Origin of the sequence: Pantoea sp. OXWO6B1 (assembly GCF_001641135.1) — a bacterium.
Lineage (GTDB): Bacteria > Pseudomonadota > Gammaproteobacteria > Enterobacterales > Enterobacteriaceae > Pantoea > Pantoea allii.
Genome location: NZ_LWLR01000001.1, coordinates 450,988 through 471,258 on the forward strand (window position 1 = coordinate 450,988; position 20,271 = coordinate 471,258).

14 protein-coding genes, 3 tRNA genes, 3 rRNA genes and 1 riboswitch are annotated in these 20,271 nt (G+C 52.8%); of the genes, 4 read left to right on the forward strand and 16 right to left on the reverse strand.

Features of this window, described 5'->3' with window-relative positions; all coding sequences use genetic code 11:
- Positions 1-9: 9 nt before the first annotated feature.
- From A6A26_RS04455 to ilvL, 4 genes are all read right to left on the reverse strand, one after another.
- On the reverse strand, positions 10-939 hold the full coding sequence (locus A6A26_RS04455) for a branched-chain amino acid transaminase (protein ID WP_063877648.1): 930 nt from the start codon (positions 937-939) through the stop codon (positions 10-12).
- An 18-nt stretch (positions 940-957) separates the two neighbouring features.
- Positions 958-1,215, reverse strand: coding sequence for an acetolactate synthase 2 small subunit (gene ilvM / locus A6A26_RS04460; protein WP_063877649.1), 258 nt, complete (start codon positions 1,213-1,215; stop codon positions 958-960).
- Complete coding sequence (gene ilvG, locus A6A26_RS04465; RefSeq protein WP_063877650.1) at positions 1,212-2,858, reverse strand: acetolactate synthase 2 catalytic subunit; 1,647 nt, start codon at positions 2,856-2,858, stop codon at positions 1,212-1,214. The genes ilvM and ilvG overlap by 4 nt, the downstream gene beginning before the upstream one ends.
- 150 nt (positions 2,859-3,008) lie before the next feature.
- Positions 3,009-3,107, reverse strand: coding sequence for an ilv operon leader peptide (gene ilvL, locus A6A26_RS24610; RefSeq protein WP_071785161.1), 99 nt, complete (start codon positions 3,105-3,107; stop codon positions 3,009-3,011).
- Between the two features lie 329 nt (positions 3,108-3,436).
- Between ilvL and A6A26_RS04470 the strand changes: the two genes are divergently transcribed.
- Positions 3,437-4,957 carry a YifB family Mg chelatase-like AAA ATPase gene (locus A6A26_RS04470; RefSeq protein ID WP_063877651.1) on the forward strand — a complete coding sequence of 507 codons (1,521 nt, stop codon included), beginning with the start codon at positions 3,437-3,439 and terminating at the stop codon, positions 4,955-4,957.
- Between the two features lie 23 nt (positions 4,958-4,980).
- Here the strand turns inward: A6A26_RS04470 and A6A26_RS04475 are convergent, their stop codons facing one another.
- Complete coding sequence (locus tag A6A26_RS04475; protein ID WP_063877652.1) at positions 4,981-5,319, reverse strand: MaoP family protein; 339 nt, start codon at positions 5,317-5,319, stop codon at positions 4,981-4,983.
- A gap of 121 nt (positions 5,320-5,440) precedes the next feature.
- Between A6A26_RS04475 and hdfR the strand changes: the two genes are divergently transcribed.
- The gene (gene hdfR / locus A6A26_RS04480; protein WP_063877653.1) at positions 5,441-6,265 is read left to right on the forward strand and encodes an HTH-type transcriptional regulator HdfR; all 825 of its coding nucleotides are present in this window, start codon (positions 5,441-5,443) and stop codon (positions 6,263-6,265) included.
- A gap of 107 nt (positions 6,266-6,372) precedes the next feature.
- On the opposite strand, the gene A6A26_RS04485 is transcribed toward hdfR, so the two are convergent.
- The 8 genes from A6A26_RS04485 to btuB all read right to left on the reverse strand — a co-directional run bounded on the left by A6A26_RS04485 (position 6,373) and on the right by btuB (position 14,993).
- Positions 6,373-6,448 (reverse strand) — tRNA-Trp (locus A6A26_RS04485).
- Between the two features lie 8 nt (positions 6,449-6,456).
- A tRNA-Asp gene (locus tag A6A26_RS04490) sits at positions 6,457-6,533 on the reverse strand.
- 235 nt (positions 6,534-6,768) lie between these two features.
- Positions 6,769-6,884 (reverse strand): 5S ribosomal RNA (rrf, locus tag A6A26_RS04495).
- A 208-nt stretch (positions 6,885-7,092) separates the two neighbouring features.
- Positions 7,093-9,999, reverse strand: a 23S ribosomal RNA gene (locus A6A26_RS04500).
- Positions 10,000-10,209: 210 nt separating this feature from the next.
- Positions 10,210-10,284, reverse strand: a tRNA-Glu gene (locus tag A6A26_RS04505).
- 90 nt (positions 10,285-10,374) lie between these two features.
- Positions 10,375-11,914, reverse strand: a 16S ribosomal RNA gene (locus tag A6A26_RS04510).
- The 16S, 23S and 5S rRNA genes sit together here with 3 tRNA genes alongside, the layout of an rRNA operon.
- A gap of 396 nt (positions 11,915-12,310) precedes the next feature.
- Positions 12,311-13,162, reverse strand: coding sequence for a glutamate racemase (murI, locus tag A6A26_RS04520; protein ID WP_063877655.1), 852 nt, complete (start codon positions 13,160-13,162; stop codon positions 12,311-12,313).
- Positions 13,107-14,993 (reverse strand): TonB-dependent vitamin B12 receptor BtuB, encoded by a 1,887-nt coding sequence (gene btuB / locus A6A26_RS04525; RefSeq protein WP_063877656.1) that lies wholly within the window; start codon positions 14,991-14,993, stop codon positions 13,107-13,109. The genes murI and btuB overlap by 56 nt, the downstream gene beginning before the upstream one ends.
- 65 nt (positions 14,994-15,058) lie before the next feature.
- A riboswitch (cobalamin riboswitch) is annotated at positions 15,059-15,242 on the reverse strand.
- 121 nt (positions 15,243-15,363) lie between these two features.
- Here btuB and trmA point away from each other — a divergent pair.
- On the forward strand, positions 15,364-16,467 hold the full coding sequence (trmA, locus tag A6A26_RS04530; RefSeq protein WP_063877657.1) for a tRNA (uridine(54)-C5)-methyltransferase TrmA: 1,104 nt from the start codon (positions 15,364-15,366) through the stop codon (positions 16,465-16,467).
- Positions 16,468-16,501: 34 nt separating this feature from the next.
- Here the strand turns inward: trmA and A6A26_RS04535 are convergent, their stop codons facing one another.
- Positions 16,502-16,855: a YijD family membrane protein gene (locus A6A26_RS04535; RefSeq protein ID WP_063877658.1), complete on the reverse strand. Its 354-nt coding sequence runs from the start codon at positions 16,853-16,855 to the stop codon at positions 16,502-16,504.
- A 14-nt stretch (positions 16,856-16,869) separates the two neighbouring features.
- Positions 16,870-17,517 carry an HTH-type transcriptional repressor FabR gene (gene fabR / locus A6A26_RS04540; RefSeq protein ID WP_063877659.1) on the reverse strand — a complete coding sequence of 216 codons (648 nt, stop codon included), beginning with the start codon at positions 17,515-17,517 and terminating at the stop codon, positions 16,870-16,872.
- 193 nt (positions 17,518-17,710) lie between these two features.
- Between fabR and sthA the strand changes: the two genes are divergently transcribed.
- A complete protein-coding gene (gene sthA, locus A6A26_RS04545; RefSeq protein ID WP_063877660.1) occupies positions 17,711-19,111 on the forward strand; it encodes a Si-specific NAD(P)(+) transhydrogenase in 1,401 nt (466 codons plus the stop codon).
- On the opposite strand, the gene oxyR is transcribed toward sthA, so the two are convergent.
- Complete coding sequence (gene oxyR, locus A6A26_RS04550; protein WP_063877661.1) at positions 19,094-20,011, reverse strand: DNA-binding transcriptional regulator OxyR; 918 nt, start codon at positions 20,009-20,011, stop codon at positions 19,094-19,096. The two genes, sthA and oxyR, sit on opposite strands and share 18 nt — an antisense overlap.
- Between the last annotated feature and the right edge of the window lie 260 nt (positions 20,012-20,271).

Here is a 20,271-nt window from a genome sequence, read left to right on the forward strand (position 1 = left end):
CAGGTCTGGTTATGCGTTAACCGGGTCCAGCCAGCCCCATTTGTCTTCAGTCTCGCCGGTGAACAGGCCGAAGAAGGCCTGCTGAACGCGTTTGGTCACCGGTCCACATTTGCCTGCACCGACCTGAATACGATCCACGCTGCGTACTGGGGTGATTTCTGCTGCGGTGCCGGACATAAAGACTTCGTCGGCCAGGTAGAGCGATTCACGAGACAGTGCCTGTTCACGCACTTCGATGCCCATATCCCGCGCCAGCGTAATGATGGCATCGCGGGTGATGCCCGGCAGTGCAGATGAGGTAAACGGCGGGGTGAACAGCACACCGTCTTTCACTTCGAACAGGTTTTCGCCTGCCCCTTCTGAGATCAGGCCATTGGTATCCAGCGCGATCCCTTCCTGGTAGCCATGGCGACGTGCTTCGCTGCCCACTAACAGTGAGGAAAGGTAGTTGCCGCCTGCTTTCGCCGCGGTTGGCAGCGTGTTTGGCGCAACACGGTTCCATGAGGAAACCATGGCGTCGATGCCGTTTTCCAGCGCTTCAGCACCCAGATAAGCGCCCCACGGGAAGGCCGCAATGATCACGTCGGTCGTAAAGCCATCCGGCGGGTTCACGCCCAGTCCCACATCACCGACGAAAGCCAGCGGACGGATATAGGCGCTTTTCAGGTTGTTGACGCGAATGACTTCACGGCAGGCTTCCATCAGTTCATCAACGCTGTGTTTGATTGGGAAACGGTAGATTTTGGCGGAATCGTGCAGGCGCTGCATGTGCTCGCGGTGACGGAATACAACCGGCCCTTTATGGGAGTCATAGCAGCGAACGCCTTCAAATACCGATGTGCCGTAGTGCAACGCGTGAGACATCACGCTGACTTTTGCCTCTTCCCACTTAACCATTTCGCCGTTGAACCAAATAAAGTCTGCTTTCTTCGTGCTCATTATTATTTCCTATAGCGACTACGCGCGTATTTGTTGTGATGTCTGTTGTTGAATCTGGACGCAGGCGACATCCATCAGTTTTCTTAGCTGGGAAGACAGTAAATCGACAGAGCGCTGGCTGGCAACGGTCATTTCGATATTAATGTTTTCAGTGTTAGCGACAGTGGCCATGTTCATGGAACACACCTGAAAGCCACGATGGCGTACAACACGTAAAATACGTTCCAATATTTCAGGTCGAAAGCGCGCTTCGATAGACAATTGATGCTGGTTCATACGGTTTTCTCCATCATGTTGGCGTTGCTGGCACCAGGCGGTACCAATGGCCAGACGTTTTCATGCTCATCGATTGAAACATGCAGGAAGTAAGGGCCTTCACTGCTCAGCAGAGCATCGAGCGCGGCGTCGACCTGATCTTTACGGGTGATGCGCTGGCCGGGGATATCAAACGCGCTGGCCAGGGTAAGAAAGTCGGGGTTATCGGTCAGGATGGTTTCGCTGTAGCGGCCATCAAAAAACAGCTGCTGCCACTGGCGGACCATACCCAGGCGTTGGTTATCCAGCAGTAAGATTTTTACCGGCAGCTTACCGCGTTTGATCGTACCCAGCTCCTGGATGTTCATCATGATTGAGCCATCGCCCGAGACGCAGATCACCGTATCGTTGGGACGCGCAACCTGCGCACCGATCGCCGCGGGCAGGCCAAAGCCCATGGTTCCTAATCCGCTGGAGGTGATGAAATCTTCAGGCGCGTCACAGGAGATATGCTGGGCCGCCCACATCTGGTGCTGACCGACGTCGGTCGTGATCACGGTGTTGGCAGGCTTGCGGTCGGACAGTTGTTTCAATAACAACGGCGCATAGATCGCTTCGCCGGGATGATCGTAGCGCCATGCATGCTGTGCCTTCAGTGCGGTCACTTCGTCACGCCATGCCTGAATCTCTAAAGGCTGGCTCAGGGCGGGCAGAACGTGGTTAAGATCGCCTTGCAGCGAGACATGCGCACGGCGCAGCTTGTTCAGTTCTGCCGGGTCGACATCAAGGTGAATCACACTTGCCAGCGGTGCAAAGGTGTCCAGCTTGCCTGTTACACGGTCATCAAAACGTGCGCCAACCGCAATTAACAGATCACAAGATTGTACAGCCAGATTCGCAGCCTTGGTGCCGTGCATGCCCAGCATACCCAGATATAAATCGCTGTCTGCATCAATACTTCCCAGCCCTTTCAGCGTGGCGACCGCGGGTATGCCGGTTTCCTGCGCCAGGGCGCGCAGTGCCGGTACTGCCTGCGCCATTCCCACGCCGCCGCCCACGTATAACATCGGCTTTTTGGCCTGAGCCATCATCGCCCGTGCTTCCACTATCGCCTGATGCGGCATCGACATAACTTCCTCGACCGGCATCAACTGTGGTGAAGGCTCGCCTTTTGCCATCTGGATATCTTTTGGAATATCCACTAAAACCGGGCCGGGGCGACCGGACTGAGCGATAGCAAAGGCTTCAGCCATGACGGAAGGCAACTCGTCCAGCGACTCAACCATAAAACTGTGTTTCGTGCAGGCTAATGACAGGCCAAGAACATCGATTTCCTGAAAGGCATCTGTACCGATAAACGCGGAAGAGACCTGACCGGTTAGCGCGACAACCGGAACGGAGTCCATCATGGCGTCGGCAAGCCCGGTAATCAGATTCGTCGCGCCGGGACCGGATGTTGCAATGCAAACGCCCGTTTTGCCGGTTGAACGGGCATAGCCGATAGCGGCCATGACGGCGCCCTGCTCATGACGGCACAACAGGTGTTCCACGCCGCCGTCGTATAGCGCATCGTATACTGGCATGATTGCACCGCCAGGATAACCAAATACGATATCAACGCCCTGTGCGCGTAAAGCCTGAACTACCCATTGTGCACCTGTCATCGCTATTCTCCTGTGTCCTTAGGGGAACAACAGAATTTTATGCTACTGTTCATTGTTTGTTCCTTGCAGATTTACTAAGTTTTTGCCAGGTCAAAAAAAAACCCCCGGACCTTTCGGTGCGGGGGGTTTTTTAGAGTTCTGGCTTGATTTTTAAGCCTTTCTTGCTCCAAGCGTTGCCCCGCACAGTGGGTTAATAATCACCACCACGCTAATCACGACAAGGCTAATCACTAGTAGAAGGGCTTTCATAACGTATTCGATTATTTCACTCGTTCGAAGTAATGCCTACAGAGTTATCATAGTTAGCAGGCTAAATACAACATTTTTTATCAGGTTTTTTATTCCGTCAGGCTGCACTCTTTCGTTATCAATTTGTTATTAAAAGAGTATTTCATCAGGTGCTGCTGCTGACAAAAAATGACGCTGATCGCATCCTCGTCGTTTCACAGCACGCTTCTGCAAAATAAGAAATCCAATGTATGACGAAGAAAAAGTTTGCGAGGGAAGGTACATTTCGCTGTTTTACCCTTCGCCGTACCTGAATCCCGCATGCAGAATTGCCGTATTTGGGAGCGGCGATGTCATTATCAAAGGTGCTGACGCGGGCAGCCATCGGTGTTGAAGCACCGCTGGTTACGATTGAAGTGCATATCAGTAACGGGTTGCCTGCACTGACACTGGTGGGTTTACCCGAAACCACCGTCAAAGAAGCGCGTGAGCGCGTTCGTAGCGCCATCATAAACAGCGGTTTTGACTTCCCTGCCCGGCGCATCACCATCAACTTAGGCCCGGCAGATTTACCTAAAGAAGGCGGTCGTTATGATTTGCCCATGGCTATCGCCATTCTGGTGGCCTCTGAACAGCTTCCTGCGGACAAGCTCGACCAGCACGAGTTTCTGGGTGAACTGGCCCTTAACGGTGCCCTGTGCGGCGTTCAGGGTGCCATTCCGGCGGCGTTGGCGGCGATTGAGGGCAACCGACAACTCATCCTTTCGGCAGAAAACCAGGCTGATGCGGGTTTGATCCGCAAAGGTGCGACCTTAGTCGCTGCGCACTTGATCGAAGTCTGTGCCTTTTTACACGGTAAGTGTGAGTTAGCTGTTGCAGCCGCCCATACGGAACACGATGAAATCATCACAGACGATCTCCGCGATATTGTGGGTCAGGAACAGGGTCGGCGCGCCCTGGAAATTACCGCCGCAGGGGGACATAACCTGATGCTGATTGGGCCGCCAGGAACAGGCAAAACCATGCTCGCCACGCGCTTACCCGGCATCATGCCGCCGTTAAGCGATCAGGAAGCCTTAGAGTGCGCAGCCATTGCCAGCCTGAGCAATGCCGGACCCTGGCATCAGCAATGGCGTAAGCGGCCTTTCAGAGCGCCACATCATAGTGCTTCACTGTATGCTCTCATCGGTGGCGGTGCGTTACCCCGTCCAGGGGAGATCTCGCTGGCCCATAATGGCGTGCTGTTTCTGGATGAATTGCCTGAATTCCAGCGCAGCGTTCTGGATGCATTACGTGAACCCATTGAATCCGGTGAGGTGGCGATTTCACGGGCCAGGGCAAAAGTTGTTTATCCCGCACGCTTTCAGTTAATCGCCGCGATGAATCCCAGCCCAACCGGGCACTATCAAGGCCAGCATAACCGTACGTCGCCGCAGCAGATTCTGCGCTATCTCGGCAAGCTTTCTGGTCCTTTCCTCGACCGCTTTGATCTGTCTCTGGAAGTGCCCTTACTTCCTGCCGGAATGTTGAGTCAGCAACGTCATGCCGGGGAAAGCTCTGCGGAGGTGCGTGAACGGGTACTCGCCGCACGTCAGATACAAATGGCGCGCTCAGGAAAGATCAATGCCCAGTTGGCGAATCCGGATGTACTACAGTGGTGTGAGATTACCCCGCCGGATGCCAAATGGCTTGAGTCGGTTTTAAATCAGTTGGGCTTATCGGTACGGGCGTGGCAACGTATTCTGAAAGTGGCTCGAACCGTGGCCGATTTAGCGGGTGAAGAGACGATTACGCGTCACCATCTTCAGGAAGCCGTCAGTTATCGTAGCATTGACCGGCTGATGATCTATCTTCATAAAAGCATGCAGTAAAAAGGGGCTTTCGCCCCTTCTCATCAATCGTCGCTTTCGGTGTAGTCTTCAACGGTGTCCATCTGTGGCTTACCGCCTGACAGCGTGTGAAAACGCTTAGGACGCTTGATACGTGTCATGTATTTGGACCATACACGTTCTGCTTCCGTTTGCGGCTCACGCACGCCACGACAAACCTCAATGAACAAACGTTCTTCTTCTGTCGTCGGCTCGCGTTTAGCAAGATCCAACTCATTAAAAGCAACACCGTGGCGTTCAAGTAGCTGTGCTTCTTTAATCGTAAAGTCACCATGACGCGAAAAACCGCGTGGGTAATGTTTGTTATCAAAGAAACGATTTTCCGTTGAGAAGCTTTCCGCCATGTTACACGCTCCTGTTTCTCTTATGGCCGTGCGATTTATGGCGCGGAGTATTAGATAGGCTTGACAGAGTGTAAAACAAAACATTTAAATCTATACGACAAACAAATTTTGGGAGAACGATGTGGATACGGAATTACTGAAAACTTTCCTGGAAGTGAGCAGAACTCGCCATTTCGGGCGCGCTGCAGAAGCACTTTACTTAACGCAGTCTGCTGTCAGTTTTCGCATCCGCCAGTTAGAAAACCAGCTAGGGGTTAATCTTTTTACCCGACATCGCAACAATATACGTCTGACTTCTGCAGGAGAGCGCCTGCTGCCCTATGCCGAAAGTCTGATGAATACATGGCTGATGGCCAAGAAAGAAGTGTCACATACGCAGCAGCACCATGAGCTGTCTATCGGTGCCAGTGCCTCGCTATGGGAGGCCTACTTAACCCCCTGGCTTAAGACGCTCTATGAGAACCGTGAGAGCCTGCATCTGGAAGCGCGTGTGGCACAGCGTCATTTGTTGGTTAAGCAGCTACATGAGCGTCAGCTGGACTTATTGATTACGACTGAAGCACCGAAGATGGATGAATTAACCAGCCAGCAGATCGGTCATATTTCACTGGCGCTTTTTCGCTCACGGCAGACGGAAAAGCGTGAGAAATATGACTACATTAAAGTGGAATGGGGAGCAGACTTTCATCAGCATCAAAGCTATCTCTCCGGCGGAGATGATGTGCCGGTGTTAACAACGACATCAGCGCAGGTTACGCGGGAATTGTTGCATACCACGGGAGCCTGCGCGTTCCTGCCCGATTTCTGGCAAAGCCTGTACAGCGATCTGATGGTGATGCCTGATACTTCTGTCGCAGTGCGCCCCCTTTATGCGGTGTGGTTACAAAACAGCGATCAGCAAACGTACATTCGTCAGTTGCTAAAGTTTCCTGTCGTGCCGAACTAAAGGTATGAGGGGAGAGGATTAAGCCAGTTTCTGCTGGCTGATTTTCTTTTTTAGTTTTCTTCAGGCAAAAAAAAATCCTTTGCCGAAGCAAAGGATTTTTCTCTTTCTGGCAGGGGCGGAGGGACTCGAACCCCCAACACCCGGTTTTGGAGACCGGTGCTCTACCAATTGAACTACGCCCCTAAAAAGGGTGGCGGAACGGACGGGGCTCGAACCCGCGACCCCCTGCGTGACAGGCAGGTATTCTAACCAACTGAACTACCGCTCCACCGATTCTGTACTGACGTCAGAAAAACGTTCTGATATCAGGTGTTTCGCCCTTCCGCGTCACCGGTAAGGTCACGACCAGCGTACTGGTCTTAATTTGATGCCTGGCAGTTGATGAATCACGCGGTGATTCACCCTTCGGGCCGCTGCTCTGCAGCGTTCAAAAGCATTCGCTTTTGTCCTACTCTCTTTGAGTAGAGAACTGCCCGAAGTAACGTGCAGGTTTTCAATTTGATGCCTGGCAGTTCCCTACTCTCGCATGGGGAGACCCCACACTACCATCGGCGCTACGGCGTTTCACTTCTGAGTTCGGCATGGGGTCAGGTGGGACCACCGCGCTACAGCCGCCAGGCAAATTCTTTGTGCACGAAACGACTCTTTTACGCCATGAACGCGTTGCATTCGCTCTGCCGCAACGGTCACATACTTCAGTATGCTCCCGCTGACGTCATCGCTCTGCGCCTTCTCATGCCGCAAAATCTGTCGTTTCCGCAAATTCTTTTCCGGTAAACAATGCTGAAAATTTAATCGTCTCTCAACCAAAACGCCTCTGGCGTTGTAAGGTTAAGCCTCACGGGTCATTAGTACCGGTAAGCTCAACGCATCGCTGCGCTTACACACCCGGCCTATCAACGTCGTCGTCTTCAACGTCCCTTCAGGACCCTTAAAGGGTCAGGGAGAACTCATCTCGGGGCAAGTTTCGTGCTTAGATGCTTTCAGCACTTATCTTTTCCGCACTTAGCTACCGGGCAGTGCCACTGGCGTGACAACCCGGACACCAGCGGTGCGTTCACTCCGGTCCTCTCGTACTAGGAGCAACCCCCCTCAATTCTCCAGCGCCCACGGCAGATAGGGACCGAACTGTCTCACGACGTTCTAAACCCAGCTCGCGTACCACTTTAAACGGCGAACAGCCGTACCCTTGGGACCTACTTCAGCCCCAGGATGTGATGAGCCGACATCGAGGTGCCAAACACCGCCGTCGATATGAACTCTTGGGCGGTATCAGCCTGTTATCCCCGGAGTACCTTTTATCCGTTGAGCGATGGCCCTTCCATTCAGAACCACCGGATCACTATGACCTGCTTTCGCACCTGCTCGAGCCGTCACTCTCGCAGTCAAGCTGGCTTATGCCATTGCACTAACCTCCTGATGTCCGACCAGGATTAGCCAACCTTCGTGCTCCTCCGTTACTCTTTAGGAGGAGACCGCCCCAGTCAAACTACCCACCAGACACTGTCCGCAGCCCGGATCACGGGCCTACGTTAGAACATCAAACATTAAAGGGTGGTATTTCAAGGTTGGCTCCACGCAGACTGGCGTCCACGCTTCAAAGCCTCCCACCTATCCTACACATCAAGGCTCAGTGTTCAGTGTCAAGCTGTAGTAAAGGTTCACGGGGTCTTTCCGTCTTGCCGCGGGTACACTGCATCTTCACAGCGATTTCAATTTCACTGAGTCTCGGGTGGAGACAGCCTGGCCATCATTACGCCATTCGTGCAGGTCGGAACTTACCCGACAAGGAATTTCGCTACCTTAGGACCGTTATAGTTACGGCCGCCGTTTACCGGGGCTTCGATCAAGAGCTTCAGCTTGCGCTTAACCCCATCAATTAACCTTCCGGCACCGGGCAGGCGTCACACCGTATACGTCCACTTTCGTGTTTGCACAGTGCTGTGTTTTTAATAAACAGTTGCAGCCAGCTGGTATCTTCGACTGGCTTCGGCTCGGGGAGCAGGTCCCTTCACCTACGCGCCAGCGTGCCTTCTCCCGAAGTTACGGCACCATTTTGCCTAGTTCCTTCACCCGAGTTCTCTCAAGCGCCTTGGTATTCTCTACCTGACCACCTGTGTCGGTTTGGGGTACGATTTTGTGTTACCTGATGCTTAGAGGCTTTTCCTGGAAGCAGGGCATTTATCACTTCAGCACCGTAGTGCCTCGTCGTCACGCCTCAGTGTAAAGTGAACCGGATTTGCCTGGAACACACACCTACACGCTTAAACCGGGACAACCGTCGCCCGGCTGATATAGCCTTCTCCGTCCCCCCTTCGCAGTAACACCAAGTACAGGAATATTAACCTGTTTCCCATCGACTACGCCTTTCGGCCTCGCCTTAGGGGTCGACTCACCCTGCTCCGATTAACGTTGAACAGGAACCCTTGGTCTTCCGGCGACAAGGTTTTTCACCTTGTTTATCGTTACTTATGTCAGCATTCGCACTTCTGATACCTCCAGCATGCCTCACAGCACACCTTCAACGGCTTACAGAACGCTCCCCTACCCAACAACACATAGTGTCGCTGCCGCAGCTTCGGTGCATGGTTTAGCCCCGTTACATCTTCCGCGCAGGCCGACTCGACCAGTGAGCTATTACGCTTTCTTTAAATGATGGCTGCTTCTAAGCCAACATCCTGGCTGTCTGTGCCTTCCCACATCGTTTCCCACTTAACCATGACTTTGGGACCTTAGCTGGCGGTCTGGGTTGTTTCCCTCTTCACGACGGACGTTAGCACCCGCCGTGTGTCTCCCGTGATAACATTCTCCGGTATTCGCAGTTTGCATCGGGTTGGTAAGCCGGGATGGCCCCCTAGCCGAAACAGTGCTCTACCCCCGGAGATGAGTTCACGAGGCGCTACCTAAATAGCTTTCGGGGAGAACCAGCTATCTCCCGGTTTGATTGGCCTTTCACCCCCAGCCACAGGTCATCCGCTAATTTTTCAACATTAGTCGGTTCGGTCCTCCAGTTAGTGTTACCCAACCTTCAACCTGCCCATGGCTAGATCACCGGGTTTCGGGTCTATACCCTGCAACTTAACGCCCAGTTAAGACTCGGTTTCCCTGCGGCTCCCCTATACGGTTAACCTTGCTACAGAATATAAGTCGCTGACCCATTATACAAAAGGTACGCAGTCACCCCCATAAAGAAGGCTCCCACTGCTTGTACGTACACGGTTTCAGGTTCTGTTTCACTCCCCTCGCCGGGGTTCTTTTCGCCTTTCCCTCACGGTACTGGTTCACTATCGGTCAGTCAGGAGTATTTAGCCTTGGAGGATGGTCCCCCCATATTCAGACAGGATACCACGTGTCCCGCCTTACTCATCGAACTCACAGCCTGTGCACCTTTGTGTACGGGAGTATCACCCTGTACCCTGCGACTTTCCAGACGCTTCCACTGATGCACAAGCTGATGATGGTTCTGGGCTCCTCCCCGTTCGCTCGCCGCTACTGGGGGAATCTCGGTTGATTTCTTTTCCTCGGGGTACTTAGATGTTTCAGTTCCCCCGGTTCGCCTCATGCAGCTATGTATTCACTGCATGATAGTGTGACGAGTCACACTGGGTTTCCCCATTCGGGTATCGCCGGTTATTGCGGTTCATATCACCTTACCGGCGCTTATCGCAGATTAGCACGCCCTTCATCGCCTCTGACTGCCAGGGCATCCACCGTGTACGCTTAGTCGCTTAACCTCACAACCCACAGGCGTTTTACGCTGCGTGTCATGAGCTTTTGAGAGACTCGAACGCGTTGTCCTGTGTTCCTTATTACGGAGGAACACGACAATGCGTCGTTTCAAATTTTCAGCTTGTTCCGGATTGTTAAAGAGCAATATCTTAAACACGACTCGTAAGTCATCTTTAAGATATGTGGGCAACACCTTTCACCTGTCACCAAGCAAGTGGCGTCCCCTAGGGGATTCGAACCCCTGTTGCCGCCGTGAAAGGGCGGAGTCCTAACCGCTAGACGAAGGGGACACGGACGTGTCTCGACTTCGCAGCCGTCTTGCTTCTTTAACTTTCTATCAGACAATCTGTGTGAGCACTTCGCGGGAAGGTATCTTCAGGTAAGGAGGTGATCCAACCGCAGGTTCCCCTACGGTTACCTTGTTACGACTTCACCCCAGTCATGAATCACAAAGTGGTAAGCGCCCTCCCGGAGGTTAAGCTACCTACTTCTTTTGCAACCCACTCCCATGGTGTGACGGGCGGTGTGTACAAGGCCCGGGAACGTATTCACCGTGGCATTCTGATCCACGATTACTAGCGATTCCGACTTCACGGAGTCGAGTTGCAGACTCCGATCCGGACTACGACGCACTTTGTGAGGTCCGCTTGCTCTCGCGAGGTCGCTTCTCTTTGTATGCGCCATTGTAGCACGTGTGTAGCCCTACTCGTAAGGGCCATGATGACTTGACGTCATCCCCACCTTCCTCCGGTTTATCACCGGCAGTCTCCTTTGAGTTCCCGACCGAATCGCTGGCAACAAAGGATAAGGGTTGCGCTCGTTGCGGGACTTAACCCAACATTTCACAACACGAGCTGACGACAGCCATGCAGCACCTGTCTCACGGTTCCCGAAGGCACTAAGGCATCTCTGCCGAATTCCGTGGATGTCAAGAGTAGGTAAGGTTCTTCGCGTTGCATCGAATTAAACCACATGCTCCACCGCTTGTGCGGGCCCCCGTCAATTCATTTGAGTTTTAACCTTGCGGCCGTACTCCCCAGGCGGTCGACTTAACGCGTTAGCTCCGGAAGCCACTCCTCAAGGGAACAACCTCCAAGTCGACATCGTTTACGGCGTGGACTACCAGGGTATCTAATCCTGTTTGCTCCCCACGCTTTCGCACCTGAGCGTCAGTCTTCGTCCAGGGGGCCGCCTTCGCCACCGGTATTCCTCCAGATCTCTACGCATTTCACCGCTACACCTGGAATTCTACCCCCCTCTACGAGACTCAAGCCTGCCAGTTTCAAATGCAGTTCCCAGGTTAAGCCCGGGGATTTCACATCTGACTTAACAGACCGCCTGCGTGCGCTTTACGCCCAGTAATTCCGATTAACGCTTGCACCCTCCGTATTACCGCGGCTGCTGGCACGGAGTTAGCCGGTGCTTCTTCTGCGGGTAACGTCAATCACTGCGGTTATTAACCACAATGCCTTCCTCCCCGCTGAAAGTACTTTACAACCCGAAGGCCTTCTTCATACACGCGGCATGGCTGCATCAGGCTTGCGCCCATTGTGCAATATTCCCCACTGCTGCCTCCCGTAGGAGTCTGGACCGTGTCTCAGTTCCAGTGTGGCTGGTCATCCTCTCAGACCAGCTAGGGATCGTCGCCTAGGTGGGCCGTTACCCCGCCTACTAGCTAATCCCATCTGGGTTCATCCGATAGTGAGAGGCCCGAAGGTCCCCCTCTTTGGTCTTGCGACGTCATGCGGTATTAGCCACCGTTTCCAGTGGTTATCCCCCTCTATCGGGCAGATCCCCAGACATTACTCACCCGTCCGCCACTCGTCACCCGAGAGCAAGCTCTCTGTGCTACCGTCCGACTTGCATGTGTTAGGCCTGCCGCCAGCGTTCAATCTGAGCCATGATCAAACTCTTCAATTTAAGTTTGATTTGCTGAAACCAGTTCAGCGGTGCTCATCTGTAAAACGTCATAATGAATTTCATTATGTGTTCACTCGTGAGACTTGATATTTTTTACGTCCGGAGACGCTGATATCAATCCTGCGAGTGCCCACACAGATTGTCTGATAAATTGTTAAAGAGCAGTGCCACACTTCTCTGTGGCGCGGGCTGCATATATTACGCTTTCCGCTTTATCAGTCAAGCACTTATTTTTGCTTAACTGACCGGTTCGAATCGTTCTGAACCCTACTTAACCCGGCGCTTCGTATTCCGTTGTGCCGTGTCAGTGGAGGCGCATTATAGGGAGTTCTTTTCGGCTGACAAGGGCTAATTTCAATTAATTTTCCGAGTGCTGTTTTTTTCAGCGAAAAGCCGCTAAAGCGCCAGTTTTTCAAGCAATGGGAAGCCATAACGCTGCAAAACCGGTGATAATTGTACGGCCTCACCATCAAGCTCGGTACAAAACGCCACGTTTTGCTGTGACGATCGGACTTCAGGTGCTTCATTTTCCAGTAACCAGGCCGTACGTCTGGCAATGGCTGCCCCGGAATCAATTAAACGCGTGCCTTCCGGCAGGATGTGCTGCAGCTCATCGCGCAGTAAAGGAAAGTGCGTGCATCCTAATACCACCGTGTCCGGCGGCTCGGCCATGCGTAACCAGGGTTGCACGATGCGCCTGACTTCATCCAGCGACACATCATTACCATGGAGCTTGGCCTCGGCAAGCTCAACCAGTTCGGCTGAACCCAGCATTTCAATCTTGCAGGTGCTGGCAAACTGCGACACCAGTTCATGCGTGTACGAACGCCGAACCGTCGCGCGGGTTGCAAGCAGCCCCACCACACCATTACGCGTAAGACGTGCTGCAGGTTTAATAGCCGGAACAACACCAACGACCGGGAAGGCAAAGCGCTCACGTAATGCGGGCAAGGTTACGGTGCTGGCGGTATTACAGGCGATAATGACCAGGGAAATGGGATGCCGGCGAGTAATGGCATCAACAATCGCGACCACACGTTCGACAATAAAGGTCTCGGTTTTTTCTCCATAAGGAAAACCGGCATTATCGAACGCATAAAGATAATGCAGGTTCGGCAGTAACTGCCGAACCTCATCATAGACAGAAAGCCCCCCTACGCCGGAGTCAAACACCAGCACAGTAGGACGCAGGTCAGAAGCTGTAGCTTCCGTTGAGGTAATACTCTCTTCCTGGAGTCTGATAGCCATACGCTGTCTCGTAATCTTTATCGAACAGGTTGGCGATTCTACCACGAACGGTCAGATGTGATGTGACCGGATACGATACCGCGAGATCAACTGTGCTGTAACTCGGTAAACGACGTTGCTCGCTTGCGTACTGGCTGGTGTTATTGTCATAACGCTTGCCAAAATACTGGTAAATGACATCAATATCAGCTTCATAAACCGTGATGCCTAACTGATATTTCATCTGTTGGCGAGCACGGCGAGCCAGGACTTCGTCATCGGCATCCCGCCGGGCATCAAGGTAGCCTAAGGTTATTTGATGGTGCAGGAAGCCAGTATCGAAGTCAGCCGTTGCTTCGATACCTTTTAGCGTGACCGCTTTTTGATTGAAATAGCCGCCCTGGAATGTCACCGGATCTGAAGCATAGTCAATCAAGTCCGTGACGCTATTACGATAAGCCGCAACGCGCCAGTTAACCGGTCCGCTTAACCCTTCAAGCGCGGCTTCCCACTGCTTTGACTTCTCTGGCTGGAGATCGGGATTAGCGCTAATGCCAAAATGTTTTTGGCCATACAGCTGACCCAGAGTGGGTGCCTGGAAGCCTGTACCGTAGGAGAGCGAAGCCTTGTAGCCTGGTACAAATTCCCATCCCGCCGCCGTTTGCCACGTACCATGACGACCATAATCCTGGTTATCGTCTCCCCGTAAAGCGCCTTCAAGGGTAACCGTGCCCAACTGCTGCTGCGTCGTCAGATAAGCGCCGGTGTTATCTTGCTTATAGCTGTCCGTATCTCTGGGTTGACCAGAAAAAAGCTGCCCGACCGAACTCAACGTTTGACGCTGCCAGTCCAGGCCAGCACTTACCGTGCCATAACCTATCGCGAAAGCGTTCCCCCACTGCAGGTTACGCTGCTCCATATCATCCAGCGTATTAGAATCTGCGTAACGTCCGTCAGCACCGACATAGTTATAAATTTTGTACTTTTGGTCACTGGCCACCAGCTGTGATGAATAATCACCTTTATTGAAGCGCAAGCCGGTATCGAAGGAATGGTTATAAATTTGCTGCTCATCCGTTCCGCCTGGAAAACCGGCATCGTAGTCAGCATTCGCAGCGTAACCATAACCCCGAAAGAAGCCGGAAAACAGGCCATTAAACGTGTGCTCAACACCTGCCCAGAAAGCTTTGTTGCGCCAGCCATCACGATCGCGATCAGTTGGCGATGTCGAATCTGGCTGAATATTATAGCCATTTGTCGCCTGGTAAGACCCTGCGACGGTAAGACGAGTTTGATCGGTCACATTCTGGTTTACGCTTCCGCTGTACTCCTGGTATCCCTTCGAACCCATCCCTGCTGAAAGTTCATTATGATTCTCTGGATTTTGGGTAATGACGTTAACCACACCGCCAATGGCATCCGCTCCGTATACTGACGATCGTGGCCCACGAATAAACTCCACGCGCTGGATAATGGAGACCGGAATCTGATTGAAGTCTGCCACCCCTGTAATACCAGGCTTAGCAAAAGGGACGCCATCAACCAGAATCAATGTCTGGCGGGCTTCGGAGCCGCGCACATACATTGAAGCGCTCTGCCCAATACCGCCACTTTGCGCGATATCAACGCCTGGCAGGCGACGAAGGACCTCGACAAGGTTTTTCGCTTGCCACAGTTCAATCTCATCCCGTGTCACCACTGAGGTAGACGCCAGCACCGACGAAACCGCTTGTTGAAAACGGTTGGCGGTCACGATTTGCGTGTCATCACTTCCCTGCGCAACACCGTTTTGCGCCCAGAGGGAAATCGCCGTTGCGCTGAAGGCAAACAGCGAGGCTTTTGTTTTACTCATTTTTATCGCATCCAAAAGAAAAAGGATGCCGCAGGCATACAATCGATAGCACGCGATGACTGTACGAGTGGCGACGTCACACCGGCAGGTCTTCGGGCTGGGAACCATAGCAGGTGATGACTTCCCATCCCGCAGGACAGTGTCTGCAATTGCAATCACCCTGACATTCCTTACCGCTGCGCGTCAGCTCCAGATTCACACTGGATTCCCTATTAACTCAAGGCTGAGGCCGGTGCCAGCAGTCTACGAAGAGCGCATGGGCAAGTCCAGACCTCCACACATCGTATCTCTGCGCCAGCGCACAAGACTGGACATCGGCAGGTGAATGCCTACAATCGCCCGGCAAGTAAGCTCTTAACCAGGATTAAACATGACACCCGAACATCTCCCTGTTGAACAGTATGACGCGCAGCTGGCGGAAAAAGTCAGTCGGTTAGAAACGATGATGACGCCGTACGCTGCGCCCGCCGTGGAGGTGTTTCGTTCACCCGTCAGTCACTACCGCATGCGTGCAGAATTCCGTATCTGGCACGATGGCGATGACCTCTACCACATTATCTTCGATCAGGAGACTAAGCAGCGCATACGCGTCGATCAGTTTCCTGCTGCCAGTGAATTGATCAACCTGGTGATGCCAAAGATGATGGCGGCCATGCGGGATAACCGTCTGCTGCGCCACAAGCTGTTTCAGATCGACTATCTGTCCACGATGAGTGATCAAATCGTGATTTCCCTGCTCTACCATCGCAAGCTGGATGATGAGTGGCAGCAGGCCGCCAGCACATTACGCGATCAATTACGGGCTGAAGGTATAGATGTCCAGCTGATTGGCCGCGCGACCAAGACCAAAATCTGTCTCGATCGGGATTATGTGGATGAGCGTTTGCCGGTGGCCGGTAAAGAGATGATTTATCGTCAGGTAGAAAACAGCTTTACTCAACCCAACGCCGCCATGAACATTCAAATGCTGGAATGGGCACTGGACGTCACCACGGGTTCTCGTGGGGATTTACTGGAGCTCTACTGTGGGAATGGCAACTTCTCGCTGGCGCTGGCCAGAAATTTTCGTCGCGTCCTGGCAACGGAAATCGCCAAACCTTCTGTGGCTTCAGCACAATATAATATTGCGGCGAACCAGATTGATAACGTCCAGATTATTCGAATGGCGGCCGAAGAGTTTACGCAGGCGATGAACGGGGTGCGCCGCTTCAACCGGCTGGAAGGGATCGACCTGAACAGCTATGACTGCGAGACGATCTTTGTCGATCCGCCGCGCAGTGGGCTGGATGACGAAACCGTTAAGATGGTGCAGGCTTACCCCGCCATCCTCTACATTTCCTGCAATCCGCAAACCCTGTGTGACAATCTGCTGGTGCTGGCGCAAACGCATGATGTGACACGACTGGCGCTGTTCGACCAGTTCCCGTACACCCATCATATGGAATGCGGCGTGCTGCTGACGCGTAAAGCGTAAAAAAACGGGAACCTGATGGTTCCCGTTTTCGTTATTACCGATTGCGGTTGCGCTTGTAACGCAGGGCAATCCAGAACACCAGCCCGACCATCAGGATGGTCGGGATAAAATTAGAACCGATTTCAGGGTATTCAGCCCTGACCAGCGCGCTATACACCAGAATGCCCAGCAGGAAAAAAGCGGCTGCCAGGCCTGGTACGCCATCCGGCATGCTTTTGTTCAGATAGCGCTGATGCAGGCACCAGGCCGACAGCCCCAGCGCAATCAGTGGGAAAATAGAAAAAGGGACAAAAGCACTAAACAGCACGGAGAACGAGCCGTTCATAGCAAGGCCGGTAATAAAAGCCAGCAACATCGTGCCTTTATCACGGGAGCTTGGGTGGGTCATGTCGGGGTCCTTATTCATAACTCTTCAGGTTTATCCAGGGTTACCGCCAGACGTTCTTGCTCCCGGCGATACCAGTAATAAGCGCCTTTGGCGATCATACGTAACTGCAGTACCAAACGATCTTCCAGCTTACGTCGCTGTTCAATATCGATGTCCACCGCTTCGGCACCCGCGCTGAAAACGATAGTGACCATCGCTTCAGCCTGCGCTTCGGTAAAACTGCGCGGCATGCGATTTTCGACCTCAAGATAATCAGCCAGTTCAGCAATAAAATGTTGAATTTCACGTGCCACGGCCGCGCGAAAGGCAGCAGAGGTTCCGGAACGCTCACGCAGCAGCAGACGAAACGCGTTAGGGTTATTCTCAATGAACTCCATGAACGTCGCGATGGAGGTTTTAATGATGCTGCCGCCTTTGGCGATACGCTGGCGCGCCTGGCGCATCAGCTGGCGCAACATCAGCCCACTTTCGTCGACCATCGTCAGACCCAGCTCATCAACATCTTTAAAATGCCGATAAAAAGAGGTGGGTGCGATACCGGCTTCACGGGCGACCTCACGTAAACTCAGGCTGGCAAAACTGCGTTCGGCGCTGAGCTGGCTGAAAGCGGCTTCGATGAGTGTACGCCGTGTACGTTCTTTTTGTTGCGCTCTGACGCCCATTCTGTCTGCCTTGTGAGGTTCTGAAACAGCACTATAACAAAATATTCAGCGTACAGTCGGGCAAACTTTGTGACGGCTTGTTAAACACCACTGAAAGGCAAAACGTGATGAAAATCGCTGTTAGAATTTAGAAGTGCGCGGCGAGATGTTAGAATCTCGTTGTAAAAATGTATAAATAATAGGACGTATCGGTATGCAAAAGTCTTACGATTACGATGTCATAGTGATTGGCTCAGGACCGGGCGGCGAAGGTGCGGCGATGGGACTGGTCAAGCAAGGCGCACGCATCGCGGTTATCGAACGCTATCACAACATTGGCGGCGGCTGTACTCACTGGGGAACCATTCCCTCAAAAGCCCTCCGTCACGCCGTTAGCCGCATCATCGAATTCAACCAGAATCCCCTCTACAGCGACCATACCCGACTGCTTCGCTCATCCTTTGCCGATATCCTCAATCACACAGAAAGCGTGATCAGCCAGCAAACGGCGATGCGTCAGGGCTTTTATGAGCGCAACCGCTGTGAACTTTTTCAGGGCGATGCCCACTTTGTTGATGCCAATACTGTTGAGGTGGAACATCACGACGGGACACGCGAAAAACTGACCGCCGAGAAATTTATTATTGCCTGCGGTTCACGCCCTTATCATCCCCATGACGTCGACTTTACGCATCCACGCATTTACGACTCCGATTCGATTCTCAACCTGCATCATGAACCCGGCCACGTCATTATTTATGGCGCTGGCGTGATTGGCTGCGAATATGCGTCAATTTTCCGTGGGCTCAATGTCAAAGTTGATCTGATTAACACCCGTGACCGGTTGCTGGCGTTTCTTGATCAGGAGATGTCCGATTCGCTGTCTTATCACTTCTGGAACAGCGGTGTGGTGATTCGTCACAACGAAGAGTTTGAGAAGATTGAAGGCGTTGATGACGGCGTGATCATGCACCTTAAATCGGGCAAGAAAGTGAAAGCGGACTGCCTGCTTTACGCGAACGGTCGTACCGGTAATACCGACTCACTGTCGCTGGAAAATGTCGGTCTGGAAGCGGACGGACGTGGCCTGCTGAAAGTGAACAGCATGTACCAGACAGCACAGCCGCACATCTATGCAGTGGGCGACGTGATTGGTTATCCAAGCCTGGCGTCAGCCGCTTACGATCAGGGCCGTATTGCCGCGCAGGCGATCATGAAAGGTGAAGCCTCGGCGCATCTGATAGAAGACATCCCGACCGGTATTTATACCATTCCGGAAATCAGCTCTGTAGGTAAAACCGAGCAGCAGTTGACCGCGATGAAAGTCCCCTACGAAGTCGGTCGGGCACAGTTCAAGCATCTGGCGCGTGCGCAAATCGTCGGGATGAATGTGGGCAGCCTGAAGATTCTGTTCCATCGCGACACCAAAGAAATCTTAGGGATTCACTGCTTTGGGGAACGTGCGGCGGAGATCATTCACATCGGCCAGGCGATTATGGAACAAAAAAATGGTGGCAACACAATTGAGTACTTTGTGAATACCACCTTTAACTATCCGACTATGGCCGAAGCCTACCGCGTTGCTGCATTAAACGGCTTAAACCGCCTGTTTTAACGTCGTGTCGAAATAGCCTTGCATGTGCGTTCGGATTGCCTCTGCCAGTTGTTCATAACGACTGCGCAGGGGTGAACCGGGACGGTACACCAGCGCGATAGTACGTTGTGGTACTGGCTTGTAACACGGCAGGTAACAAACACCGTCGCGAATGCGCTGCTGGGGCACGGCTAATGCTGGCAGTAGCGTAATCCCGCTTCCCGCCGCGACCATATTGCGCAATGTTTCCAGACTGGTGGCACGGAAATGCGTATCTTCGTCCGCGCCCGCTTCAAAGCAAAAGCCCATCGCCTGATCGCGCAGGCAGTGACCGTCTTCCAGCATCAGCAGTTTTTCGCCGGCCAGATCGGACATCGGTACGCGGTCACGATCACGCCATGGATGATCCTCATAGACCGCCAGCTTCATCGGCTCATCAAACAGCGGAACTTCAATAAAGGCTTCGCTCTCTTTGACCAGCGCCAGAATCGCGCAATCCAGTTTACCGCTGTCGAGTTGAGCCAGCAGCTGCTGCGTTTGCGCTTCATGCAGATACATTTCCAGCTTTGGAAAGGTCTGATGCAGCATAGGAATGATTTGCGGGAGCAAATAAGGACCGGTCGTGGGGATAAGCCCAATATGCAGTGGCCCTGACATCGCTTCACCTTGCTGACTGGCCATCTCTTTCAGCACTTTGACTTCACGCAGAACGGTACGTGCCTGGTCGACCAGCAACAGGCCAGCCTGAGTAAACAGCACTTTGCGGCTGGTGCGTTCCAGCAGCATGACACCTAATTCGTCTTCTAATTTACGGATCTGTCCGCTCAACGTGGGCTGACTGACATGGCAGGCATCCGCAGCACGTCGGAAATGACGATGTTCAGCAAGCGAAACCAGATATTCAAGATCACGGATATTCATTATTACCCTCCATTCCACGATAGCTCGTGGCGATAGATAGAATAGCAACCAACGATTGGCCCTATCAAGAGCGGATGGGAATAATGCCCGCATCAAATTCAGAATCATGGCCACCCAGGGAAATGTATTTCTGAACGTTGAAGGCAGTGCTTATCCCTGTTTTCAACGCGCGTGAAACCTTCTGCAAAACGCAAAAAGACAGAAAGCCTTATCTGGCTTTCATATAACAGGCAGAGGGTGAACGTAACGAATCTGAGCAT